At 62.8% G+C, this 24,332-nt stretch carries 23 protein-coding genes; 8 read left to right on the top strand and 15 right to left on the bottom strand.

Translation table 11 applies throughout. From position 1 onward, the window contains the following. Positions 1–25 precede the first annotated feature (25 nt). Positions 26–1,384: an MFS transporter gene (locus tag AC2ETI_RS21770; RefSeq protein ID WP_047888101.1), complete on the top strand. Its 1,359-nt coding sequence runs from the start codon at positions 26–28 to the stop codon at positions 1,382–1,384. 60 nt (positions 1,385–1,444) lie between these two features. On the opposite strand, the gene AC2ETI_RS21765 is transcribed toward AC2ETI_RS21770, so the two are convergent. The 6 genes from AC2ETI_RS21765 to AC2ETI_RS21740 all read right to left on the bottom strand — a co-directional run bounded on the left by AC2ETI_RS21765 (position 1,445) and on the right by AC2ETI_RS21740 (position 6,179). After that, positions 1,445–2,371, bottom strand: coding sequence for a LysR substrate-binding domain-containing protein (locus AC2ETI_RS21765; RefSeq protein WP_030535682.1), 927 nt, complete (start codon positions 2,369–2,371; stop codon positions 1,445–1,447). A 50-nt stretch (positions 2,372–2,421) separates the two neighbouring features. Beyond that, positions 2,422–3,714: a carboxylesterase family protein gene (locus tag AC2ETI_RS21760; RefSeq protein ID WP_483634379.1), complete on the bottom strand. Its 1,293-nt coding sequence runs from the start codon at positions 3,712–3,714 to the stop codon at positions 2,422–2,424. A gap of 85 nt (positions 3,715–3,799) precedes the next feature. After that, positions 3,800–4,360, bottom strand: a complete 561-nt coding sequence (locus tag AC2ETI_RS21755) for a TetR/AcrR family transcriptional regulator (RefSeq protein ID WP_020905969.1) — start codon at positions 4,358–4,360, stop codon at positions 3,800–3,802. Positions 4,361–4,375: 15 nt separating this feature from the next. Continuing rightward, a complete protein-coding gene (locus tag AC2ETI_RS21750) occupies positions 4,376–4,846 on the bottom strand; it encodes a nuclear transport factor 2 family protein (RefSeq protein WP_019746619.1) in 471 nt (156 codons plus the stop codon). Between the two features lie 130 nt (positions 4,847–4,976). Further along, entirely contained in the window at positions 4,977–5,651 is a 675-nt protein-coding gene (locus AC2ETI_RS21745) for a Crp/Fnr family transcriptional regulator (protein WP_003943506.1), read from the bottom strand. Positions 5,652–5,906: 255 nt separating this feature from the next. Continuing rightward, positions 5,907–6,179 (bottom strand): hypothetical protein, encoded by a 273-nt coding sequence (locus AC2ETI_RS21740; RefSeq protein ID WP_019746620.1) that lies wholly within the window; start codon positions 6,177–6,179, stop codon positions 5,907–5,909. 80 nt (positions 6,180–6,259) lie between these two features. Between AC2ETI_RS21740 and nth the strand changes: the two genes are divergently transcribed. The 4 genes from nth to AC2ETI_RS21720 are packed head-to-tail and all read left to right on the top strand — an operon-like array spanning position 6,260 to position 9,608. After that, positions 6,260–7,045: an endonuclease III gene (gene nth / locus AC2ETI_RS21735; protein WP_003943471.1), complete on the top strand. Its 786-nt coding sequence runs from the start codon at positions 6,260–6,262 to the stop codon at positions 7,043–7,045. Between the two features lie 6 nt (positions 7,046–7,051). Continuing rightward, positions 7,052–7,705 carry a TlpA family protein disulfide reductase gene (locus AC2ETI_RS21730; RefSeq protein WP_020905971.1) on the top strand — a complete coding sequence of 218 codons (654 nt, stop codon included), beginning with the start codon at positions 7,052–7,054 and terminating at the stop codon, positions 7,703–7,705. Further along, positions 7,702–8,421, top strand: coding sequence for an NUDIX hydrolase (locus AC2ETI_RS21725; protein WP_019746622.1), 720 nt, complete (start codon positions 7,702–7,704; stop codon positions 8,419–8,421). The genes AC2ETI_RS21730 and AC2ETI_RS21725 overlap by 4 nt, the downstream gene beginning before the upstream one ends. Further along, positions 8,418–9,608: a MarP family serine protease gene (locus AC2ETI_RS21720; protein WP_019746623.1), complete on the top strand. Its 1,191-nt coding sequence runs from the start codon at positions 8,418–8,420 to the stop codon at positions 9,606–9,608. The genes AC2ETI_RS21725 and AC2ETI_RS21720 overlap by 4 nt, the downstream gene beginning before the upstream one ends. 3 nt (positions 9,609–9,611) lie before the next feature. Here AC2ETI_RS21720 and AC2ETI_RS21715 read toward each other — a convergent pair whose 3' ends face one another. The 3 genes from AC2ETI_RS21715 to nhaA are packed head-to-tail and all read right to left on the bottom strand — an operon-like array spanning position 9,612 to position 12,403. Then, entirely contained in the window at positions 9,612–10,547 is a 936-nt protein-coding gene (locus AC2ETI_RS21715; protein ID WP_070385864.1) for an alpha/beta fold hydrolase, read from the bottom strand. A 15-nt stretch (positions 10,548–10,562) separates the two neighbouring features. Further along, positions 10,563–11,072, bottom strand: a complete 510-nt coding sequence (locus tag AC2ETI_RS21710) for a phage holin family protein (protein WP_019746625.1) — start codon at positions 11,070–11,072, stop codon at positions 10,563–10,565. Then, the gene (gene nhaA, locus AC2ETI_RS21705) at positions 11,069–12,403 is read right to left on the bottom strand and encodes a Na+/H+ antiporter NhaA (RefSeq protein WP_019746626.1); all 1,335 of its coding nucleotides are present in this window, start codon (positions 12,401–12,403) and stop codon (positions 11,069–11,071) included. Before nhaA ends, AC2ETI_RS21710 begins: the two co-directional genes overlap by 4 nt. A 173-nt stretch (positions 12,404–12,576) precedes the next feature. Here nhaA and AC2ETI_RS21700 point away from each other — a divergent pair, with 173 nt between their 5' ends. Further along, positions 12,577–13,968, top strand: coding sequence for an MFS transporter (locus AC2ETI_RS21700; protein WP_483634378.1), 1,392 nt, complete (start codon positions 12,577–12,579; stop codon positions 13,966–13,968). Positions 13,969–14,023: 55 nt separating this feature from the next. On the opposite strand, the gene AC2ETI_RS21695 is transcribed toward AC2ETI_RS21700, so the two are convergent. The 5 genes from AC2ETI_RS21695 to AC2ETI_RS21675 all read right to left on the bottom strand — a co-directional run bounded on the left by AC2ETI_RS21695 (position 14,024) and on the right by AC2ETI_RS21675 (position 19,788). Further along, positions 14,024–15,709 (bottom strand): purine-cytosine permease family protein, encoded by a 1,686-nt coding sequence (locus tag AC2ETI_RS21695; protein WP_019746628.1) that lies wholly within the window; start codon positions 15,707–15,709, stop codon positions 14,024–14,026. Between the two features lie 135 nt (positions 15,710–15,844). Further along, positions 15,845–16,903 (bottom strand): AAA family ATPase, encoded by a 1,059-nt coding sequence (locus AC2ETI_RS21690; RefSeq protein ID WP_041814587.1) that lies wholly within the window; start codon positions 16,901–16,903, stop codon positions 15,845–15,847. A gap of 10 nt (positions 16,904–16,913) precedes the next feature. Then, on the bottom strand, positions 16,914–17,951 hold the full coding sequence (locus tag AC2ETI_RS21685) for an aliphatic amidase (RefSeq protein WP_019746630.1): 1,038 nt from the start codon (positions 17,949–17,951) through the stop codon (positions 16,914–16,916). A gap of 26 nt (positions 17,952–17,977) precedes the next feature. After that, a complete protein-coding gene (locus AC2ETI_RS21680) occupies positions 17,978–18,598 on the bottom strand; it encodes an AmiS/UreI family transporter (RefSeq protein ID WP_070796468.1) in 621 nt (206 codons plus the stop codon). Positions 18,599–18,708: 110 nt separating this feature from the next. Then, positions 18,709–19,788, bottom strand: a complete 1,080-nt coding sequence (locus AC2ETI_RS21675) for a substrate-binding domain-containing protein (protein ID WP_029254338.1) — start codon at positions 19,786–19,788, stop codon at positions 18,709–18,711. 107 nt (positions 19,789–19,895) lie between these two features. Between AC2ETI_RS21675 and AC2ETI_RS21670 the strand changes: the two genes are divergently transcribed. Beyond that, positions 19,896–20,321: a MarR family transcriptional regulator gene (locus tag AC2ETI_RS21670; RefSeq protein ID WP_041815521.1), complete on the top strand. Its 426-nt coding sequence runs from the start codon at positions 19,896–19,898 to the stop codon at positions 20,319–20,321. Between the two features lie 37 nt (positions 20,322–20,358). Here the strand turns inward: AC2ETI_RS21670 and acs are convergent, their stop codons facing one another. Beyond that, positions 20,359–22,290 (bottom strand): acetate--CoA ligase, encoded by a 1,932-nt coding sequence (acs, locus tag AC2ETI_RS21665; protein WP_030535675.1) that lies wholly within the window; start codon positions 22,288–22,290, stop codon positions 20,359–20,361. Between the two features lie 364 nt (positions 22,291–22,654). On the opposite strand from acs, the gene AC2ETI_RS21660 reads away from it, so the two are divergent. Then, positions 22,655–24,271, top strand: coding sequence for a peptide ABC transporter substrate-binding protein (locus AC2ETI_RS21660; protein WP_020968269.1), 1,617 nt, complete (start codon positions 22,655–22,657; stop codon positions 24,269–24,271). Positions 24,272–24,332 lie beyond the last annotated feature (61 nt).

The raw sequence follows: 24,332 nt of genomic DNA, 5'->3' as shown, positions 1-24,332 counted from the left end.
CCCCATCCAATCGATAGGTTCCGCGATGTCAGACAAGATATCCAACAGCACAACGAGTGACGGAAAGCCGTTGCCGGAGAAAGCTGCCCGTAGCCGAGTTGCCATGGCAACTCTGGCCGGCACAACTCTCGAATGGTACGACTTCTTCCTCTACGGCACAGCCGCCGCGCTGATCTTCAACAAACAATTCTTTCCGAGCCTGAGCCCCACGGCCGGCACGCTGGCTGCCTTCAGCACCTTCGCCGTCGGATTCATCGCACGGCCGGTAGGTGGGCTCGTGTTCGGGCACTTCGGTGACCGGATCGGGCGCAAGGCCACACTCGTGGTCTCCCTGGTGATGATGGGCGTCGGGTCCACACTCATCGGCCTCATCCCGAACTACGATTCCATCGGATTCTGGGCGCCCGTCCTCCTGGTGGCCATGCGCGTCGTTCAGGGCATCGGTCTAGGCGGTGAAGGCGCCGGTGCGACACTCATGTCGATGGAGCACGCGCCGGCAGGGCAGAAGAATCGTTATGCAGGTTTCCCGCAGATGGGCACACCCGCCGGACTGGTTCTCGCCAACGGCATCTTCCTGACGACCAACGCCGTGATGTCGGACTCGGCATTCGCTTCGTGGGGTTGGCGAATCCCGTTCCTGCTCAGCTTCGTTCTGGTGGCGATCGGTCTGGTGATTCGCCTGCGCGTCACCGAGTCGCCGTCATTCGCCGGGATCATGGAGAAGGGCGAAATAGTCCGCTTCCCGCTGCGCGAGTCGCTCAAGGTCGGCTTCCCCCGGTTGTCTCTCACGCTTGCCGCGTGCTTGGCGAACTCCGCCGTGGCGTACGCCTTCATGGTGTTCACCCTGTCGTACGGAACTCAACATCTGGGCTACGACAAGCAATTCCTGGTGCTCAGCGTGACCGCGGCAGCAGTCCTGTGGTTCCTTTCCATCCCGTTCTGGACCAAGATCGCTGACAAGTACGGTCGTCGACACATGTTCATCGGCGGATCAGCCGCAATCCTGTTGTGGTGCATCGTGTTCTTCCCGCTACTGAACACCGAGAACAAAGTGATCGCTGTCATCGCGTTCCTGGGTATGGGTCTGATCGTGCCGGTCACCCACTGCGTTCAGGGCAGCATCATCGCCGATACCTTCCCGGCCAAGGTCCGCTACTCCGGTTCGTCTCTGATCCTTCAGAGTGGTGCGATTCTCGGCGGTGGACTGGCGCCGATGATCGCCACCGCACTGCTGGACGCCACCGGGTCTTCGGTAGGCGTCACCTGGTACCTCGCCTCGATATGCACAATCAGCCTGGTCGGCGCCATCGCACTGTTCAAGATTGTCCCCGATTCGTCGCGGGGCTTGGAGCACGAGGAGATTCGCGTCTCCGAAAACGCCTGAGTACTGGATTGATCCGACATCGGCCCGTTCCCCCTCGCGGGGAACGGGCCGATCGGCGTTTCACGGTCGCATGAGCTCAGCTGCAAAGGACTCCAGCGTCGCGATCAGGGCCTGTGCGGACGGGCTCGACGTGCGAGTCGCCGAGGAAGTGATGCCGACGCTGTGCCCGATCGGATCGAGTGTGATGGACAGGGTGGTCAAGCGCGCGTCGTCGCGGGGGATGAGGCTCGGTAGGACCGCGATCATGTCGGTCTCGACCAGCAGTTGGCGCACGGTGAGGAAAGAGGTTGCCTCGACGCGGTTTTCGGGCAACGGCAGGCTGTTGCGGGCGAAGAACTCCTCGAGCTCGCGGCGGAGCACTGTCTCGACCCCGGGAAGGATCCAGGGGAAGCCGCGTAGTTCTTCGAGTTGGACGTCCTCGCGGTGAGCGAGCGGGTGATCCACGCGGGTGACGAGTTCGACGGACTCCGCGTAGAGGTTCCGTCTTGTCGCGGTGTCATCAGTAGGTGAGGTGAGCCGGCCGACGATCAGGTCGATTCGGCCCGCTTCCAGATCGGTGAGCAACTGTTCGGGCGTGCCTTCGCGCACGATGACGGTGAGCAGCGGGTGGTGAACCTTCAGGCGCGCGATAGCGCCGGGAAGCAGCACGTTGGATCCGGCGAGATGTGTTCCCACGATGACGGTTCCGCGATTGGCGTCGGCAAGTTCGACGACGTGCCGCCCGGCTTCGGTCAGCTGCGCGATCACGGCCCGCGCATGAGTTGTGAAGGCCTCGCCGAAAATGGTCGGGGTGATTCCGCGTGGCCCGCGGTCGAAGAGCGAGACACCGAGAATGGACTCGATGTCGTGCAGACTGCGGGTCGCGACGGGTTGTGTGATGTGAAGTGCGGCAGCGGCGCCGACCACGCTGCCCTGACGGCTCAATGCGTCGACGAGCAGAAGATGGCGGAGTTTGAGTCGCCCGTCGAGGAGCTTGGGCATGTCCATGGAGCAATCCTAGACGGGATTGCCGCGAGTGGGTAGGCGCCCGAAGTTGCTCAGAAGAAGGTGATTCCGATCGGTTGGGCCGAGGTGTACTTCTCCCAGGTTTCGCTGCTGTCCGGACTTCCCGTGTGCGCAAACGACGTCCAGTGCCGGCGTATCCGACGGCCCAGTGCGTCGATGCTCTGCCAGTCGCTGCTGCCCAGCATCGGTGAGCTCTTCCAGGACTGCTCGGTTCCCAACATGAAGGGTAGTTCGATGCAGTGAGTGGCTCCGAAGACGTCGTCCGTCGGTGCCCAGTCGAAGCGATACGTGTACACCGACGCGCCGGCCGCTGTGAAGGCGTCGGCCAGCTCCATCGCCGGTTCGGCAAACATGTTCTGTGTCAGTGCCTTTTCGGCGACGCGTTCGGGATCGGGTACTCCCGCCACGTCGCGCACGAAAGCGGATCCCTCGTCGCGGGTGTATCCCACGATGACGTCCGGCGCTGTTTCGAAAGTTCGGATCACCGGATCCAGTTCGGAAATCGGTGCGAAGGGCGGTTGCACGACGTTAGGGGACCGCCGGCTGAACTCGATTGCGGTGCTGCGGAATGCGTCGAGAATGCGGGAGAGTAGCGCGGTCCGAGGATCTCCGTCGAGCAGTCGGGCAAATGTTTCACCGTTCTCGATCGCGGCAACCTGCGTGAAGTTGAGGTCCGGCCGTGGGGTGCTCTGCAGAATTGCTCGATGGAACAGAGTTCGAGAGTTGTTACTGCTCAACAGATTCACAATCGAATGAGCGCCGGCCGACTGCCCGAACACGGTGACCGAGTCTGGGTCGCCGCCGAATGCCTCGATGTTCTCGCGCACCCACTCGAGCGCTGCGATCTGATCGTGGACCCCGAGATTGCCTTCGCTCACGCCGTCGAGGAGGAGATATCCGAGCACGCCGACGCGGTAGTTGACCGACACCACGACGACGTCGCCCTCGGCTGACAAAGCGCCGCCGTCGTACCAGGGGAGGGAGCCGCCGCCACTGGAGTAACCGCCACCGTGAAGCCAGACCATCACCGGGCGATGACCGGTCAGCGACGGGGTTGTGACGGTGACGGTGAAGCTGTCCTCGCTCTGCTCCGGTTCGGGGAGCGGTGGCCCCATGATGCGCTCGAGCCGTGAAGGTGGTTGGGGGAAGACCGTTCCAAGCGCTGTGGCGTCGAAGACGTCGGAGAACGGTCCCGCCGGCCGCGGCTTCTCGAAGCGCGGTGCGCGGGCGTAGGGGATCGCACCGAAGTAGTAGAAACCGTCACGCTTTAGGCCGCGGATCTTCCCCGAAGCTGTGGATGCGATCACCGTCTCGGACGAGGGCATGGGTTCCTTTCCTCTTGTGCATACCTTTTCGAGCATGCCAGGTGCATGCCGCGGCACAAATGCCTTTGTGGTCGTGCGGTATGCGTTACGGCGTGAGTGCCTGAACCAGTCGATCTTCGAGTCGCGTCGTTACTCGGCTGTATACGGCACCGTCGTCCAGGGCTCGGGACATCACTATTGCGCCTTGGATTCCGGCCACGGCTTCTTCGGCGAGTCCGGTGGAATCTTCGGCTCCCACGAGTGCCGCCTCGAGCGCCGCGGTCCATTCGTCGAAGTAGGTTCGCACCTTGGCGCCGAAGCGGTTTCGCTCTTCACCGAGTGCAAATGCGCCGAACAAGCAAATGCGTTGCCCTGACCGAAAGTAGTCGGCGACGGTAGCGAACATGCTCTCGATGCGCTGCTGCGGTGGAACCGACTCTGCTCGAAGCGGTTCGAAGACTTCGGTGCGAAACCATCCGTCGACCTCGTCGAGTACGGCCTCGGCCATCTCTTCCTTCCCTCGCGGAAAGAAGTTGTAGAGACTGCCTTTGCCCAAACCGGTGTGTTCGGTGATGACGGCCAGGCTTGCTCCGTCGAACCCGTAGGTTCGAAACACGTTCGCGAGAGCGGGGATCGTGTCCGAGCGTTCAGCTACCTGTCTGGCCATGGATTCATCCTTTCATCACAGACCCAACTCGCTCAGGCCCGGATGATCGTGCGGGCGTGGTCCGGTCGAATCCCAGAAGAACTTTCGCTCGGACTCCGCGATGGGGACGTCGTTGATGCTGGCATGACGGTGATGCATGAGGCCGTCCGCGTCGAATTCCCAGTTCTCGTTGCCGTAGGAGCGGAACCACTGCCCGTCGTGATCGTGCCACTCGTACGCGAATCGCACGGCGATGCGGTCGTCGCCGTGTGCCCACAACTCTTTGATCAACCGGTAGTCCAGCTCGCGGGTCCACTTCTCGGTCAGAAGTTCGACGATTTCGGATCGGCCGGTGACGAACGTCGACCGATTGCGCCACCAACTGTCCGGCGTGTAGGCCAGCGACACCTTGTGCGGATCGCGTGAGTTCCATCCGTCCTCGGCGAGGCGGACCTTCTGGACGGCGGTTTCGTGGGTGAAGGGCGGAATCGGTGCTCGGACGGTCATTGCGTGGCCTCTCGATCGGATGTGTACCTATCGGTACACACTTTACCGATAGGTACAACAAGAGTCCAGGGAATGACTTCGGCCGCCCCCACCGAAGTGGGAGCGGCCGAAAGAGTCGAGAAGGAAGAAACTAGCGGGCGCGACGAGCCAGACGCTCGGAATCCGAGATCAGAACGCTCTTGCCTTCGAGGCGCAGCCATCCGCGGTGTGCGAAATCGGCGAGCGCCTTGTTGACGGTCTCGCGGGAAGCGCCGACGAGCTGGGCGATCTCTTCCTGCGTGAGGTCGTGAGTGACGCGCAGGGCGCCACCTTCCTGAGTGCCGAAGCGCTGCGCGAGCTGCAGGAGCGCCTTGGCCACACGGCCGGGAACGTCCGTGAAGATCAGGTCGGCCAGGGTGTTGTTGGTACGACGCAGTCGGCGGGCGAGAACGCGCAGCAGCTGCTCGGCGATCTCGGGGCGCTGCTGGATCCATGCCTTGAGAGCGTCGCGGTCCATGCTCACGGCGCGAACCTCGGTGACGGTCGTAGCCGTCGAGGTGCGGGGGCCGGGGTCGAAGATGGACAGTTCGCCGAACATGTCGGACGGGCCCATGATCGTCAGTAGGTTCTCGCGACCGTCGGGTGAGCGTCGACCGATCTTCACCTTGCCGGACACGATGATGTACAGGCGGTCACCGGGTTCACCTTCGTTGAAGATGACATGTCCACGGGGGAAGTCGACGGGCTGCAGCTGCTTTGTCAGCGCCGCTACCGCTGAGGGCTCGACTCCTTGGAAGATGCCGGCTCTTGCCAGGACGTCGTCCACGTGCGCTCCTTGTTGGGATTTGTTCGTTTGTGGTGTCATTTTTGCGCTAACTATCTTTGTACCCGCGCTGCGCACAAACCGTCGTACACAGGCTCAGCCCTCATGAGTGAGACACTGTGTCCAATGCAATCTGTGTTCAATGCAACAGGTACGGCATCGAAGTCTACGTCCCGATAGCTCGCGACGAGTGATTGATGCCACGTAAGAGCCGAAAATTCTTCCGGAATCCGCTGCGGTGACTACTTTGTATGGCCGTCAACTTGCCCGTTGTGTCCGGATTTCGCCCAGGCTGGCGCTCTCGGGAGCCTCCGACTGGCGGCCCTTCCGCTTCCGGTGGAAGCGAGCGAACGCATGGGGAAACCCATCGCTTGCCAGGCGGGCGACGTCGTCGTGACTTGCCTGATCGAGGAAGTCTTCTACTTCGTGCTCTTGAACCGAGAGCCGACGCAATCGCCCTTCGACTCGTTCCATCGCCAGGGCAAAGAGCATCAGCAGTAGCGGAAAGAGAATTACTGCGAGTCCTTGCATAGGGGGAAGTAAACACGTCGAAGGTCTCAGAATCGACACGACGGAGTCTCCACTCATGTCGTATCCGTACAGTTGTCTGAGTGCAGACCACCCCGACAGGCAGTTCAGAGCAGCGGAAGAAACCGCGTTCGGGGGGTGCGCGGAAGGAAGAATCACACCTCGGATTGGTACGCCGGGCGCGTCGGATGAATCGCGAGCTCGCTGTGGCTTTCCCGCACGTGTATTGCGAACTCGACTTCACGACTCCGTTGGAACTGGCAGTGGCGACAATCCTGTCGGCGCAATGCACTGACGTCCGCGTCAACATGGTCACGCCGGCGCTCTTCGCCCGCTATCCCGACGCGAAGGCATACGCGGAAGCCGATCGGACCGAACTCGAGGAGTACATCCGCTCCACCGGCTTCTACCGGAACAAGACGACGTCGTTGATCGGCCTCGGTCAGGCGCTACTCGAACGCCACGACGGTCAGGTCCCGAACAAGCTCGAAGATCTGGTGAAACTCCCAGGCATCGGACGCAAGACCGCGAACGTCGTGCTGGGCAATGCCTTCGACATCCCGGGAATCACCGTCGACACCCACTTCGGTCGGCTCGTGCGCCGGTGGAAGTGGACCGAGGAAGAAGATGCCGTCAAGGTGGAACACGCCGTCGGGGCACTGATCGAACGTAAGGAATGGACACTGCTCTCGCACCGCGTGATCTTTCACGGCCGCCGGGTCTGCCACGCGCGCAAGCCCGCGTGCGGGGTGTGCGTTCTGGCCAAGGACTGCCCGTCGTACGGACTCGGCCCGACCGACAAAACCGAGGCCGCGGCCCTGGTGAAAGGCCCCGAGACCGACCATCTGCTCGCCCTGGCAGGGTTGTGATCGCCGATGACAAGTGCTGGAAGATGGTCTCTCGCTGCGCTCGTGGTCGTCGCGGCTCTCGTCGTGGCGATCTGGCCGCGCGGGGGAGACGACACGACGCCCACGTCCACGGGTCCGTCGTCGTCCGCGTATCAGCCGCCGACGTTCACTCCGTCGTCGGAATCGCTCGATCAACTCCGTAGCCAGGCCTCACTGGCTCCCTGTCCGACTCCGACGGGCGAAGCTCCGGCCGGCTCGGCTCTGGCCGGAATCACCCTCGACTGCGTGTCCGACGGTCGGCCCGTCGACCTTGCCGCAGCGGTCGGCGGAAAACCGACTCTGCTCAACTTGTGGGCGTACTGGTGCGCGCCATGCGCCGAAGAGCTTCCGTACCTTCAGGAATTCGCGGAGCGCGCCGAGGGCAGCATCAACGTTTTGACGGTGCATTCGGATCCGAATCAGGAGAACGCTTTGACGCGACTCATCGACTACTCGGTGCGTTTACCCGGCGTCCAGGACGGTGACGGCAAGGTACGGATCGCAGTGGGCGCACCGCCGGTGCTGCCGGTGTCGGTGCTCGTGCGCGCGGATGGAACAGTCGCCAAGGTCTTGCCTCAACCTTTCCGCAGTGCGGACGAAATCGCCGCCGCTGCGGCGCAATATCTGGGAGTCGTCGTATGAGCACACCGGTTCCCGAGTGGTTGCGCGCTGTTGCCAGCACCGAGCCCACCGATCCACACCGGATCAACCCCGTCCTCGAGCGTCGCGCGCCGCGCGGGACCGTGACGCGTCCGGCCGCGGTGCTCGTGCTCTTCGGCGGACCGCGTGAGGCAGACCCTCTCGCCGTCGGCGGCTTGCCGGAGGGCGCAGACGTGTTGCTGACCCAACGGGCGTCGACGATGCGTCAGCACAGCGGACAGGTCGCATTCCCGGGCGGCGCCGCCGATCCGGGCGACGACGGCCCCATCGGCACCGCGTTGCGTGAAGCGCAGGAGGAAACCGGGCTCGATCCGAGCGGAGTTCAGCCGCTCACCGTGCTGCCGGAGATCTTCATCCCGCCGTCGGGTTTCGACGTGACGCCGGTGCTCGGCTACTGGGAGCAGCCGACGACGGTGGGGATTCAGGACGAGGGCGAGGTCGGACGGGTGGCCAGGGTGCCGCTGCGCACGTTGCTCGACCCCGACAACCGGTTTCAGGTTCGCCATCCCCTCGGATACCAGGGCCCGGCGTTCCGCGCCGACGGCATGCTGGTCTGGGGGTTCACAGCAGGAATCCTCGCGGCGCTGTTCACGGTGTCGGGCTGGGAGATTCCGTGGAACTACGAGGACGTGAGAGACCTGGACACAGCGCTGTCCGAGTTCGGTGAAGGTGTCGAGGATTCGGCGGTGCCGCGATGACAGGTTCTCGTTGGGTGGACATCGCCATCGTTCTGGTCGCCCTCATCGCGGCCACGTCCGGATGGCGTCAGGGTGCGGTGGCGTCGGCGTTGGCGTTTGTCGGCGTGATCCTCGGTGCCGTCGCCGGAATTCTGTTGGCGCCCCACCTGCTCGTGCACGTCACCGAAGGCAAGCTGCGCATCCTCGCGGGCATCTCGCTGATCGTGGTGTTGGTCATCATCGGCGAAGTCGCCGGCATGGTGCTCGGACGCGCGGCGCGCAGCGGAATGCACAGTCCGACGGCGCGATCCGTCGACAGCGTCATCGGTGCGGGTCTACAGGCGGTGGCCGTCGTGGTCGCGGCGTGGTTGCTCGCGATTCCGCTCACTTCTTCGTCGCAGCCGAATATTGCCGCCGCTGTTCGTGGTTCGGATGTTCTCGCCAGCGTGGACGAACTGGCCCCGCAGTGGCTGCGCCGCATCCCGACGGAGTTTTCGGCGTTGCTCGACACCTCCGGCCTGCCAGACGTCATCGGCCCGTTCGGGCGTACGCCCATCACCGAGGTCGAAGCACCCGACGCGAGCGTTCTGGCCAGTCCGTTGGCGGCGCAGTTGCGTCCGAGTGTTCTACGCATCAACGGCGTCGCACCGAGTTGCCAGCGCGCGCTCGAGGGATCCGGATTCATCGTCGCTCCCGAACGCGTCATGACCAACGCACACGTGGTTGCCGGAACCGAGAGCATCACGGTGGACACCATGGAGGGCGCGCTGCCCGCGCAGGTGGTTCTCTTCGACTCCGCCGTCGACATCGCGATTCTGGCGGTTCCCGGACTGGACGCACCGGTGCTGCCGTTTGCTCCGGAGCAGGCTCAGACCGGCGACAACGCGTTGGTGCTCGGTTACCCAGGCGGCGGTCCGTACACGGCCAGCGCAGCCCGCGTTCGTGAGGTCCTGAACCTGAACGGACCGGACATCTACAAGGCCGGAACCACTCAACGTGAGGTCTACACCGTCCGCGGATCCATCAGGCAGGGCAACTCTGGTGGGCCGATGGTCGACGATCAGGGGCGCGTCCTCGGCGTCGTGTTCGGTGCCGCCGTCGACGACAGCGACACCGGATTCGTCCTCACCGCCCAGGAAGTATCGCGCCAGTTGAACGCGGCTGCCTCGGCGTCGACGCCGGTGCCGACAGGCGCCTGCATTCTGTAGCGGTCACTGCTCTGTAAGGAGGAAGTCCTCGAGTTCGCGGTTGACGCGCTCGGGGGCTTCCTGATGCGCGTAGTGACCAACTCCCGCAATGGTGCGCAGTTTCTCGCCGGGAGCCCAATGCTTGTCGCGCCGCACGGTACGGGTGAGCACGTACGGGTCGAGTTCGCCGTGAATCTGGACGATCGGAATGCGAAGAACCTGATCCATCAAACGCATGAAACGACGACCCTCGGGCCGAAGCTGGCTGCGGAAGGCCCAGCGCTGGTACTCCAGCGTGGAATGCGCGACGCCCGGGATCCGGATCGCGGCCCGCATCTTGGTCATCACGTCCGCGAACTCGGGTTGCTGCGGCCAGGTGGGGCCGGACCGCGAGCGAACCAGACGCTCCACCTCGGCGCCGTTGTCGGCCGTCAACCGACGTTCCGGGCGTAGCGGTACCTGATAGGCCAGGAAAGAGGGCAAAAGCGCGCGGCGCTGATATGGGTCGCGCACGACTGCTTTCTTGAGTGCCATCGGGTGTGGCGACGAGATCAACGCGATCGACCGCACCAGGCGTGGATGCAGGAGCGCGGTCGCCCAGCACACCAACCCGCCGTCGGCATGACCGATCAGCGTGGCCTTGCCGTAACCCATCGCACGAATGAGACCGGCTACGTCACCGGCGAGCGTCCAACCGTCGTAGCCGCGAGGGGGCTTGTCGGAATCGCCGTACCCACGAAGATCCATGGCGACGACGCGGAATCCCTGTTCCGACAGTGCCGTCAACTGATGGCGCCAGGACCACCAGAAATCGGCGAATCCGTGCAACAGGACCACCAACGGAGCATCCGGCTCCGCGTCGCCTACCTCGACGACGTGAAACCGGATGCCGTTGGCGTGAATGTCCCGGTGAATCCAGGGGCCGTCGAACCTGACGGTGGATGGATCTGGGGCTGCCACTTTCGATCAGACTCGCTACCGGCGCGCGTTGAAATCGACAGACGGCTTTGCGTCGTCATGGCTGCCGGGAAGGACGTTCTTGGCCTGCTTGAGCGATTCGATCGTCTTCTCCGGAGCCCTCAGCTTGCGCACACGCAGATAACCGAGCAGCGCCAGAATCGCGGTGGTCACCACCATGATCAGGAAGACGATGAGGAACGCCAGCCAGCGCGGCACCCAGGTATCGAGCATCTCGGCCAAGAAGAAAAAGAAGAAGAACGAGCTGAACAGCAGAACCGTGAAGGCCAGGATGAAGAAGACACTGCCCTGCAGACCCTTCTTGACCTCGCCCGTGACCTCGGCCTTGGCAAGTTCAACCTCGGCGCGCACGAGGGTGGAGACCTGTGCGGTCGCGTCCTTGACGAGGGCCCCGATGGTGGCCTCACCCGGCGTGCGGGCGTCCACATCGGTGAGAGGGATGGACGAGACCGTGTTCGGTACTCCATCTCCGGTGAAGCGCTGGCTCTCTCCGTTGGTCAAGCTCACTTGTCGACCTCTCCAGGTAGTTCTCTCGCGTCCGTGGCAATGGCGGTGGAAGCGTCGTCTCGAGCCGCATGAACTCGTCCACGTCGCCACAGCAGCGCTGATCCGATCAGCGATGCCACCAACGATGTCACGAGAACTGCGGCCTTCGCTATCTCGGCCTCGCTGCCATCGCCGACCCCGTCCAATGCGAGGTCTGCTACAAGCAGGCTAACGGTGAACCCGATGCCACCGAGAACTGAGAGGGCAAACATGTCTCTCAATTCCAGTGTCTTGGGCTTGGTGGCTATGCCCAATTTGATCGCGAGCAGGGAAATTCCGAAGATTCCGACGGTCTTTCCGACCAGAAGGCCGACGACAACCGATTGCCCGACGGGGTCGGTGAAAATGTCGCCGAGTACCGCGGCGTTGATCGGAACACCGGAGGCGAACAGTGCGAACACGGGGACGCAGAAGCCTGCGGAGTACGGCTGAATGCGGTGCTCGAGGCGGCTGCCCGGCGCGTATTCCTCGTCCGGATCGCGCCTGACACGGGTGAGTAGGCCGAGCGCGACGCCCGCGAGTGTGGCGTGTATCCCCGCTTCGTGCATCGCGTACCAGGTCAGTAGTGCCAGCGGGACGTAGAGGAACGGCGTCGTGATGCGCTTGTGCTGGGCGTAGGCGTAGACAGCGAGGGCTGCGGCCGCGGTCAGCAGCCACAACATCGCGAGGGAGCCGGTGAACAGTACGGCGATGAGGATGATGGCGAGCAGATCGTCGACGACGGCCAGGCTGAGCAGGAAGACTCGGGCGCTTGCGGGGATCTTCGATCCGGTGAGAGCGAGCACGCCGAGGGCAAAAGCGATGTCCGTCGCGACGGGAATGGCCCAGCCCTTGTCCATACCTGGAGTGCCGAAGCCGATGGACGCCGCGATGATCGCGGGGACCAGGACGCCGCCGCACGCCGCGATGATCGGGAGCATCGCGGCTTTGCGGTCCGCGAGCTCGCCGACCACCAGTTCGCGTTTGAGTTCGAGGCCGGCGACGAAGAAGAAGACGGCAAGCAGTCCGTCTTGCGCCCAGGTGCCAAGGCTGAGGTCCAGATGGAGTGCAGACGGGCCGATCTGGAAGTCGCGCAGTGCGATGTAGCTCTCACCGAAAGGTGAGTTCACCCAGATCAGAGCGACGGCAGCGGCGATGAGCAGTATCGATCCGCCCACCGTTTCGGTGCGGAGATAGCGGGACAGTTCGGAACGCAAAGTGGAGATCACGCGTGGGGACGACCTTTGTTCGTGCACCCGAGTTCGGATGCAACAGACATGAACGTGATCGACGTTGTAAAGCATCGAATGCACGTGCCGACCAGACTTCCCGGCTCACCTTTACGGGATTTTATCGCGGATTGCTCGCTGAGCCGAATTAGCGAACCGAATTTGCGCCGGAAAACCCCGCGGGTGTTCAATTCCTACTGATTGGGACACCATCCCACCAATTGGACAATTTTCGTATAACGGCGCAGGAGCATGTTTTGAGCACGTCAGTCAGTGAGAACCCACCCAAGCCGGAGGGCAGCGACGCAGATACCGTCGCCGGAGTGCCGCGCAGCCGAATCGTGGTTGCCAGCATGGTGGGTACGTCCATCGAGTTCTACGACTTCTACATCTATGCAACAGCGGCAGTATCGGTGTTCCCGCACCTGTTCTTCCCGAAGGGCAACGACACCACCGCGCTTCTCGCGTCGTTGGCGACGTTCGGACTCGCGTTTGTCGCCCGTCCCCTCGGCTCGATTCTCTTCGGGCACTTCGGTGACCGCGTCGGACGCAAGGCAACTCTGGTCGGCTCGCTGCTGACGATGGGTATCGCGACCTTCCTCATCGGACTGCTGCCCACTTATCACCAGATCGGTCTGCTGGCCCCGGCGTTGTTGGCGCTCATGCGTTTCTGTCAGGGCCTCGGACTCGGCGGCGAATGGTCGGGCGCGGCTCTGCTCGCGACCGAGACGGCCAAGGAAGGCAAGCGGGCCTGGGCGGCGATGTGGCCGCAGCTCGGTGCACCCATCGGCTTCTTCATGGCCAACGGACTGTTCCTGATCATCACGTTGTTCATGAACCACGACAATTCCAGCCCGGACCTCGAAGGTGCCTTCCTGAGCTGGGGATGGCGAATTCCGTTCCTGCTCAGCGCAATCATGGTGATGATCGGCCTGTACGTCAGGCTCAAGCTCGAAGAGACCCCGGTGTTCGCGCGTGCAGTCGAGCGCGGCGAGAAGGTCAAGACCCCGGTCGCCGAGGTATTCAAGACCAGCTGGCGTCAGCTGATCATCGGTACGTTCGTGATGCTCGCGACGTACACGCTCTTCTACATCATGACCACCTGGGTGCTCAGCCACGGAACCGGCAAGACGGCGGCCGACGGCGGAACCGGCGCCGGCTTCAAGTACACCGATTTCCTTGTCCTGCAGTTGATCGCAGTCGTGTTCTTCGCTGCCGCCGTGCCGGTCTCGGGTTGGCTTGCGGACCGTTGCGGGCGTCGTATCACACTGCTGATCATCACCGGCCTGATCATGGTGTTCGGCTTGACCTTCGGCGTGTTCCTCGAACCGGACGGAATGAACGACGGTCGTATGTTGGCGTTCCTCATCGTGGGCATGCTGCTCATGGGCCTGACCTTCGGACCGATGAGTGCCGTTCTCCCGGAGCTCTTCCCGACCAACGTCCGCTACACGGGCTCGGGAATCGCGTACAACACGGCCAGTATTCTGGGCGCTGCGGTGGCGCCGTTCATCGCCGTCTACCTCGCGAAGAACTACGGCGTCGGCTGGGTCGGCATCTACCTCCTCGTGGCGGCGACGCTGACTTTTGTTGCGCTGCTGGTCATGCGCGAGACAAAGGGTGAGTCGCTAGACGATGTAGGGGCATAACCCTGCTGTGCGCCTTTATTAACCCCCGGCGGTTAATAAAGGCGCACAGCAGTTGTCAGGGAAGCTGAGCAGGCAGGACGTGCTCACCGGTCTTGTCGGTGCTCAAGGCCAAGGAACTGATGTACTGCTTCTCGCCGTTGGGGCCGGGAACATTCGACGCGAGCATGTCGGGTCGCTCGAACTCGATGCCGCTGACGCAGCACAGAAGCGTTTCACCCGAGGGGTTCCCGTACTCGTCGAACATCGGCAGATCGATGCCGTCGTCGGTGCGCCGCAGGTAGTACTTGCCCTTGGTGGCGACGGCGAGGACCGGCGGCATCACCAGTGCGATGACGATCGCGACGATTGGGGAGAACGGCTTGATCGCCGAACCGAATGCGCCGAAGAACACCAGGATCGAAATGCCCGCGGCCAGCAGCATCGACACGAAGCCGACAGGGTTGACGTCGTAGAGCATCCCGCGTCGGAACTCGGGGACCTTCGGGGAGAGCTTCAACCAGTACTTGTTGATCGCGATGTCGGAGGCGACGACCACGACCCAGGCGATACCGCAGTTGGCGTAGAAGCCCAGGATCGTGTTGAGGAAGTCGAACATGTTGGCTTCCATCAAGATCAGTGCGATCGCCAGGTTGACCAGAACGAAGATCATGCGTCCCGGGTAGGTCTTGGTGACGCGGGTGTACGAGTTGGTCCAGGCCAGTGAGCCGGAGTACGCGTTGGTGACGTTGATCTTGATCTGGCTGATGACCACGAGGATCACGGCAAGGGTCATGGCCAGCCAGTGCGGCATCATGTCCTGGTAGATCTCGAGAAACTGGTGCACGGGCTGGTTGGCGATCGAAGATCCGTCGACGACGTTCGCGATGATGTACACGGCGAGGAACAGTCCGACGATCTGCTTGAACGCGCCGAAGATGACCCAGCCGGGCCCCGCGAGAATTACTGCAGCCCACCAACGACGGGTGTTCTCCGGCGTCTTGGGCGGCATGAAGCGTAGGTAGTCGATCTGCTCGGCGATCTGTGCGATCAGCGACAGGCAGACACCCGCGGCCAGCATCACCGATCCGAAGTTGACGCCCTTGCCGTTTGCGCCGTCCTCACCGCCGAAGGCGAAGAACGCGCTCACCGAATCTGGGTGCTTGAACAGCAGATACAGGAACGGCAGCACCATCATGACGAGCCACAGAGGCGTCGTCCACACTTGGAGCTTTGCCAGAGCCTTCATTCCGTAGATGACCAGTGGAATGACCATCAGGGTCGAGACCGCGTAGCCGATCGAGAGTGGGATCCCGAGCCCCAGTTTCAAACCCTGGGCCATGATGGAACCTTCGAGCGCGAAGAAGATGAAGGTGAACGTCGCGAAGATTACGTTGGTGACCACGGAGCCGTAGTAGCCGAAACCGCTTCCGCGCGTGATCAAATCGAGGTCGATGTTGTATCGCGCGGCGTAGTAGGCGAGTGGGAAGCCGGTGGCCATGATGACGACGGCAAACACGGCGATGCCCAGCAATGCGTTACCGGTGCCGTACGAGATGCCGATGTTGGCGCCGATCGAGAAGTCTGCGAGATACGCGATTCCGCCGAGTGCGGAGGTCGCGACGACGCCGGTTCCCCATTTGCGGTAGCTGCGTGGCGCAAATCGGAGGGTGTAGTCCTCCAGAGTCTCCTTCAGTGCGGCGTTCTCACCGAGATCTGCCCTGTCCGGTGCGCCGGCGGACACCTGCTCGTTCACTGCTGTCATGACGTCACTTCCCCTGGGTGCCTGTGCATGTGCACTTTGTGGTGCAGGCACCCAACCTAGGGAGGTGGCGTTACGCGGACATGTTTGAAATGTGTCGCCCACGTTGCGGATTCGATCCGCAACGTGAGCGAGCACTCATGGGACTTTCTTTACCTGTATCTGATCACCAACTGCCCGCGCCTGCAAGGCGAGTGGCTGCGTCCCGACCGGTCGTAGGTTGAGAACGGCGGCGGCCACCGGGTCGGCCAAGACGTTTCGGATGGTCCGGCGCAGGCCACGTGCTCCGTACACCGGATCGAATCCGCGCCGTTGCAACAGTGCGACGGCGCTGTCGTCCACGTCGACGTCGACGCCTCTCCTTGCCAACCGAGTCGTGATCAGTTCGATCTCGAGCCGGGTCACTTGTTCCGCGGTCTGTTCGTCGAACTCGTCGAGGATCACGGTTTCGTCGATGCGGTTGAAGAACTCGGGATCGAAGAACTTCTCGAGAGCACGCTGCACCAAGTGGTGACCATGGTGTGGTCGATCGATCCGGACGCGATCGGTGAGCTGCCGCACCCGGGACCGTCGACGCTCCGCCACCGCAGCCGAACCGAGATTCGAGGTCAGGAACACGTAGCTGTTGCGGAACGAGATCTTCTGCTGACCGTTCGCCAACCGGAGTTCGCCGTTGTCGAGGACCTGCAGGAGCGCGCGTAGAACGGTGGGGTCGGCCTTCTCCACTTCGTCGAACAGGACGATTCCGGGGGTGTACGGATCTCCCTCGACGGTGTTCTTGTCGAACAGTGTGAAGGACTCCTTGCTGCCGGCATACCCAGGCGGTGCCCCGGAGAACGACGCCGCATAATGCTCTTGCGCAAGAGCATTCATGTCGATGCGGCACAGATCGTCGGGCCCGGACCGTAGTTCCGCGGCCACGCGCCGCACCAACTCCGTCTTGCCGACGCCGGTGGGGCCGACCAGAAGGATGTTGGCGAGCGGACGCGTCGGATCCGTGGCACCGACATGCGCGATCGAAATCGCCCGAACCACTGCGTCGACGGCGGCCTGTTGTCCGACGATCTTGGAACTGAGGGCTTTCGAGAGCTTCCGAGCGTCGAAGGCCCCGACCGGTACGGGTTCGGATCGTTCCTCGGCCGGTGGTGGTGGTGCTGCACTGTTCCGGTCATGGAGCATGTCGGTGATATACGGCACAGCGAGATCCTTAAACTTCGATTGTCTTCTCGACCGGCAGGTTTCCGACGCGGCAGTCCGCCACGCCCACTGTGTCTCGGGTGATGGCCTCGACGCGTTCCTGAGCCTTCTGGGCATCGGTGACCCACAGCTTGTAGAACTCGAACGGGCAGTCAGCGACGCCCTTGTCTCCGTCACCTGCTGCGTGGACACCGGAGTATCCGCGGTGAAGGAGCTTGAAGATGTGGTTCTGGGACTGATCGTTCTCGCGTGCGTCGCGAATGGCGGAAACGGACAGCTGTGCGTACTGGATTCCGTATTCCTCCTCACCGGTCTCACCCAGCGTCCGGCCGTCGAATCCGATGATCGCGGAGTGTCCGAAGTAGGAGTAGACGCCGTCGAATCCGGCTGCATTGGCAACTGCCACATAACAATTGTTGGCCCAGGCCATTGCCTTGGACATCATCACCTGCTGGTCCTTGGCGGGGTACATGTAGCCCTGGCAGCGGACGATGAGTTCTGCACCCTTCATCGCGCAGTCACGCCAGATCTCCGGGTAGTTGCCGTCGTCGCAGATGATGAGCGAGATCTTCAGGCCCTTGGGACCCTCGGATACGTACGTGGTGTCGCCGGGGTACCAACCTTCGATGGGGCACCAGGGCAGGATCTTTCGGTACTTCTGAACGATCTCGCCCTTGTTGTCGATGAGAATCAACGTGTTGTACGGCGGCTTGTTCGGATGGTCTTCGTGCTGTTCACCGGTGATGGAGAAGATTCCCCAGGTATCGGCCTCGCGGCAAGCGGCGGAAAAGATTGCGGTCTCGTCACCGGGGATGGTTGCCGCTGTCGCATACATCTCCTCTTCGTTGTACATGATTCCCTGCGTGGAGTATTCGGGGAATACCACCAGATCCATTCCGGGGAGTCCGGTCTTCATGCCGATCATCATGTCGGCGATCTTGCGCGCGTTCTCGAGAACTCCGGCGCGATCGTGCAGGCGGGGCATCTTGTAGTTGACTACTGCTACGCCGACCGTGTCGTTGCTGGAGGAGATGTCACCGTGTCGCATTGTCTTTCACTCCTTGGTTGTGTGGATCAGTTGAAGACTGGATGAGTCTGGGGAACTGCGGCTTTGGGTGCAGCGAGGATCTTGGCCAGGCCGAGGAGAACCAGAAGCGCTCCGGCCCAGCCGGCGGCTACCGCGGGTGTGGTGTGGAAGTTGTCGGTCAGGATCAGAAAGGCGGGAACAGTACAGGTGGGCTGGCTCAGCAGGACTGCTGCCCAGCCGGTGAAGCGGCTGAGGTTCTCACGGCCGAGGCCGAGCACCAGGAAGAACAGCGTCCACAGTGCTGCCCATGCGAGCCAGATGACCCCGAAGACGGGGTCGTTGCTCACCGTGAACGAGAGGAAGGAGTACACGAGCGCGGCGCACGCGACGAACAGTGAGAACCACCCGATTCCTTCCGGTTCGAAGCCGGCGAGATTGCTGATTCCCACGTAGAGGTAGGTGAATCCGAACAGGTAGAGACCTGAGGCCGCCAGGACGGCGCTCGAATCTCCCTGTGCCTGAATCAACAAAACGGTGGGGACGACGCATTGAAGTGTGCCGACGAAGAGGTTGAGGACCGAGGCGGATCGAACGGGAACTGTGCCGAGCAGCATCAGTCCGTTGACGAAGAGGACGGCTCCCACGTAAAGCAAACCAACACTGCCCATCGAGCACCTCCGGTTACTTTCGGGACGGGTTACTTTCAAATGAAATGATTCCAAATGAAACTAAGTGATGCGCGCCACAGAAGTCAAGAGGTGGATCTCAGGGGAAGGTTTCAGAGGGTGGCGATGATCGAGAAGTCGAGTCCGTCGGCGACGGCCAGCTGAATCTTCTGTCGTGCAACGCGATCGCGAAACTCGACGGTTCCGCGAGGCCCGTCGTACGCGGCGCCTTCGACGACGGCGTCCAGGGCGTGCGGGTGGGTGCTGTCGGCGCGTCGAACCAGGGCCGAAAGGGTATGTATCCCTTCGTAACACGACTCGGCAGCGTTGTTCAGTGCCGGGGCGTGCGCGCCGTGCAGTGCGATGTAGCGCCCGAGCAGGTCCATGGAGTTACCGTCGACCATCGAGCGGAAGTACGCTGCCGACGCAAACAGGTTCCGGGTTGCGCGGGGGCCGCTTGCGAGCAGCATGTTTTCTTCCATCAACGGGCTGAACCGGATCATCGACTCGTCGAGGCCTCGGCGGGCGAAGGCTCGGTTGAAGTCGACGGCGTCCTGCCCGACGAGGAGCATGATCACGCCGTCGCAACCGGAGTTCGAGACGGTCTCGACCAACTGCTTCATGTTGCCGCGCCCCAGATCGACAAACGAACCGCCGACCAGGGTGAGGTCGAGTTCGGTGGCGAATTGCCTCACGGCCCCGAGCGAGCTGTGAGGCCAGATGTAGTCGTCGCCGACGACGAACCACTTGCGCGCTCCGACGTTGTCGCGCAGCCACTTCAGTGCCGGCGCGATCTGCTGTCGTGGTGTTTCGCCTGAACAGTAGATTCCTGGTCTGACCTCGCCGCCCTCGTAGAGCGAGGTGTACGAGTACGGAATACGGCCTGCGACCACCGGTGCGAGTGCGTGGCGGACCGAGGAGATGTGCCAACCGCTGACGGCGTCGATGTCACCTGCGTCGAGTAGCTGTTGCACGCGGGCTGCGACGACGCCCGGCGAAGCGCCGCCGTCGATCACTTCGATCTGGACTTCGCGTCCCAGTACGCCGCCGGAGTTGTTGAGATCGCGGGCGGCCAATTCGCTGATCGCCTCACACGACGGACCGAACAGTCCGGCCGGCCCTTGGAGGGGAAGCACCATGCCCAGGCGCCACACGGCGCTGCGCGCGCGTTCGAGCGCGCCGGTAGCGCTCATGTGTCGCCGCCGGAATCGGAAGTCAGCGGCCTGGCCTGGGTTACTATCATTTCATTTGAAAGTATTGCCCGAGAAGTGTGAAGTACGCAACAGCGGGGGAGCGATCAGTGGGAAAAAGTGACTCCGGAATTCTTGATGCTTCGCTGACGACCGCTCTGGTCCGAGCGGCTCGAATGGCCGCGGCAGCGGCGGAGAAGACGCTGGCGGCTGAGAATCTCACTCTCGATCACTGGATGACGCTCGAAGCCCTGGCGTCGACCGAGGGGCTGACGATGGCTGAGCTGCGCGATCGAACGGGAACACCGGCTCCGACGCTGACGCGAGTTGCGGACAAGTTGGTCTCGCTTGCGCTGATCTATCGCGAAGTCGGTGAGGACGATCGCCGGAAGGTGCGCGTGTTTCTCTCCTCGCGTGGAAAGTCTCTGCACAAGCGGGTTGCCGCAGACATTCGCGTGGCCGAGGAGTCTTGGCTGACGTCGAAAGAGGAAGTGAAGTTGCGAGAGGGGCTCCGCCCCTGTGCGCCTTTCCGGTAGTGGGGACTACCAAAAAGGCGCACAGGGGCCGAAGGCCCTACTTACCGCGGATTGCGTCGAATACCTTGGGATCGACCAGGGTTGAGGTGTCTCCGAGGTCGCGGCCTTCGGCGACGTCGCGCAGGAGGCGGCGCATGATCTTGCCGGATCGGGTTTTCGGCAGTTCCGGCACGATCGTGATCTGACGCGGCTTGGCGATGGGGCTGATGTCGGTGGAGACCTGCGCCTTGAGCTCGGCGATCAGAACCTCACCGGTGTTCTCGACGCCTTCGCGCAGGATGACGAACGCGACGATGCCCTGTCCGGTGGTCTCGTCCGCGGCACCGACGACGGCGGCTTCGGCGACTCCGTGATGGTTGACCAGTGCCGATTCCACTTCGGAGGTGGAGATGCGGTGACCGGAGACGTTCATGACGTCGTCGACGCGGCCGAGGACCCAGAGGGCGCCGTCGTCGTCGTACTTGGCGCCGTCACCGGCGAAGTACCAGCCTTCTTCGGCGTAACGGGACCAGTAGGTGTCGCGGTAGCGGTCCATGTCGCCCCAGATGCCGCGGAGCATCGCCGGCCACGGCTCGTCGAGGACGAGGTAACCGTTGCCGCCGGGGCCGAGGGGCTTGGCGTCGTCGTCGACGATCTTCGCGGAGATACCGGGCAGCGGTGCCATCGCGGATCCGGGCTTGGTGGCGGTGATACCGGGCAGCGGAGAGATCATGATCGCGCCGGTCTCGGTCTGCCACCAGGTGTCGACGATGGGGGCCTTGTTGCCGCCGATGACGTCGCGGAACCAGCGCCACGCTTCGGGGTTGATGGGCTCGCCCACAGATCCGAGCAAACGGATCGAGGACAGGTCGTGGGCGTCGGGGATTTCCCGGCCCCACTTCATGAACGTCCGCACGAGGGTGGGGGCGGTGTAGTAGATGGAGACGCCGTACTTCTCGATGATGTCGAAGTGGCGGTGCTCGTTCGGGGAGTTGGGGGTGCCTTCGTAGACGACCTGGGTGACGCCGTTGGAGAGGGGTCCATAGACGATGTAGGAGTGTCCGGTGACCCAGCCGATGTCGGCGGTGCACCAGTAGACGTCTTGTCCCGCTTTGTGATCGAAGACGTTGTGGTGGGTGTACGACGCCTGGGTGAGGTAGCCGCCGGAGGTGTGGATGATGCCCTTGGGCTTACCGGTGGTGCCGGAGGTGTAGAGGATGAACAGGGGATGTTCGGCGTCGAAGGCCTGCGCTTCGTGCTCGGGCGAGGCCGCCGCGACGGTCTCGTGCCACCACAGGTCGCGGCCGTCGGTCCACTCGACGTCGATGCCGGTCCGGTTGACCACCAACACGTTCTGGACGGAGTCGGCGCCGGCGACGGATTCGTCGACCGCTGTTTTGATGGGTGCTGCGGCGCCGCGTCGCCACTGGCCGTCGACGGTGACGACGAGCTTGGCTTGGGCGTCGTCGATGCGCGAGCGTAGGGCAGTGGCGGAGAATCCGGCGAAGACGACCGAGTGGGTCAGGCCGAGGCGGGCGCAGGCGAGCATGGTGACGATCGCTTCGGGGATCATCGGCATGTAGATCGCTACGCGGTCACCGGCGACGAGGCCGAGGTCGGTGAAAGTGTTTGCGGCGCGGCTGACTTCGGCGAGGAGGTCGTTGTAGGTCAGATCCCGGGAATCGCCTGGTTCGCCTTCGAATGCAATGGCGACGCGGTCGCCGTTGCCGGCGAGGACGTGGCGGTCGACGCAGTTGTAGGCGACGTTGAGTTTTCCGCCGACGAACCATTTGGCGACGGGGGCGTCGGTCCAGTCGAGGACGTCGGTCCATTTCTCGTGCCAGTGAAGGCGCTCAGCCTGATTCGCCCAGAAAGCGAGGCGGTCGGTATCTGCGGCAGCCTGCAACTCCGGTCCCGCGTTGGCGGCCGCAGCGAACTCTGCGCTCGGCGGATATGCCTGGGGGACGTCTGTTTCGGCTGCGCTTGTCATGGCTGACGGCCTTCTTTCCACATTGATCGACACTTTTCTGACTCCGTGTGAGGGTAGTCACAAGCTCGCTCAAACGCACCGTTGCATCACGTTGCAACCCGTTGTCCTGCGACGATCGGTCGAATCGATGCGACGGGTGGTCACTTCCGCCGACGAATGAATGTGCCCGAATTCAATTACCCCCAATTTTCCAACAATGGGTGCGGTGCGCGCTTCGGGTTCGATGTGTCTATTGTCAAACCATTATTCGACCGCAACTCGAAGTCACGTTCACTTTCAGTTGTAGGCGACACGACGCCGGCAGTTACGGCTGTCGGCAGGCCGCGAGCATGCTCGGGGTCACTTAGATGTGGAAGGAATTCCTTTGCGTATCTCACGCATAGCGACCGGCGCGGTCGCGCTCGGAATGACGGCAGTGCTGATCACGGCATGTTCGTCCGGCGATTCGTCGGGCGGATCGTCCAGTGGCGTCGTCAACGCCTGGGCGGGCGAGCCTCAGAACCCGTTGATCCCCACGAACACGAGTGAGAACATGGGCGGCCGCGTCCTCGACTCGCTGTTCTCCGGTCTCGTTTCGTACACCGCAGACGGCGGTACGGAGAACGAGGTTGCCGAGTCCATCGAGAGCACCGACGGTCAGAACTTCACCGTCAAGCTCAAGGACGGTTGGACCTTCACGGACGGCACCCCCGTCACCGCGAAGTCGTTCGTCGACGCGTGGAACTACGGAGCCCTCTCCACCAACGCTCAGCTTCAGGCATCGTTCTTCGATCCGATCAAGGGCTACGACGAAGTTGCCGCCGAGGTTCCGACGGCACAGACCATGTCGGGTCTGAAGGTTGTGGACGACTCCACCTTCACCATCGAACTCAAGCAGCCCGAGTCGGCGTTCCCCGATCGCCTCGGCTTCACGGCGTACTACCCGCTGCCCGAGGTCGCGTTCAAGGACATGACCGCCTTCGGTGAGAACCCGATCGGCAACGGCCCGTACAAGCTCGACGGAACCGGCGCGTGGCAGCACAACGTCCGCATCGACACCGTCGTGAACCCGGACTACAACGGCAACCGTAAGCCGAAGAACGCCGGCGTCGACTTCATCATGTACAACAGCCTCGACACGGCGTACACCGATCTCCTGGCCAACAACGTCGACGTTCTCGACCAGGTTCCGCCGAGCGCCGTCACGACCTTCGAGTCGGACCTGCCCGGACGCACCGTCAACCAGCCGTCGGCAACCATCGAGACGTTCACGATCCCGGGTCGCCTGCCGCACTTCAGCGGCGAAGAGGGCATGCTCCGCCGTCAGGCGATCTCGATGGCGATCAACCGCGATCAGATCACCCAGCAGATCTTCAACAAGACCAGGACGCCTGCACTCGACTTCACCAGCCCCGCGATCAAGGGCTGGAACGACTCGCTGACCGGTAACAGCAACGTGAAGTTCGATCCCGAGGCGGCCAAGGCTGCTTGGGCCAAGGCCGACGCCATCGCACCGTGGTCCGGCAGCTTCGAGATCGCCTACAACTCCGACGGCGGACACCAGGAATGGGTCGATGCCACGGCGAACAGCATCCGCAACACCCTCGGTATCGACGCGAAGGGCAAGCAGTACGCCACCTTCGCTCAGATCCGCACCGAAGCCACCGACCGCACCATCCAGAGCTCTTTCCGCTCCGGTTGGCAGGGCGACTACCCGCAGCAGTACGGCTTCCTGGCGCAGAACTACCAGACCGGCGGCAGCTCCAACGACGGTGATTACTCCAACCCCGAGTTCGACCGCCTCCTGCGCGAATCGGCCGGCCAGACCGATCAGGCGAAGGCTCAGGAACTGCTCGATCAGGCCCAGGAAGTCCTGCTCAAGGACCTGCCCGCAGTTCCGACGTGGTACCGCAACGCTGCCAGTGGATGGTCGGAGAACGTTTCCAACGTGACCATCAGCTGGAACGGTGTTCCGGTCTACGAAGACATCGAAAAGAACTGACGCGTAGAACGATCCGCATCTGAAACGTGAGTTCGGGGCGGCAGGCGCCCTGCCTGCCGCC

Source organism: Rhodococcus sp. MurmanLake-1, from assembly GCF_056945715.1.
The sequence above is the reverse complement of the archived record's forward strand: the minus strand, read 5'-3'. Positions and strand labels throughout refer to the sequence as shown.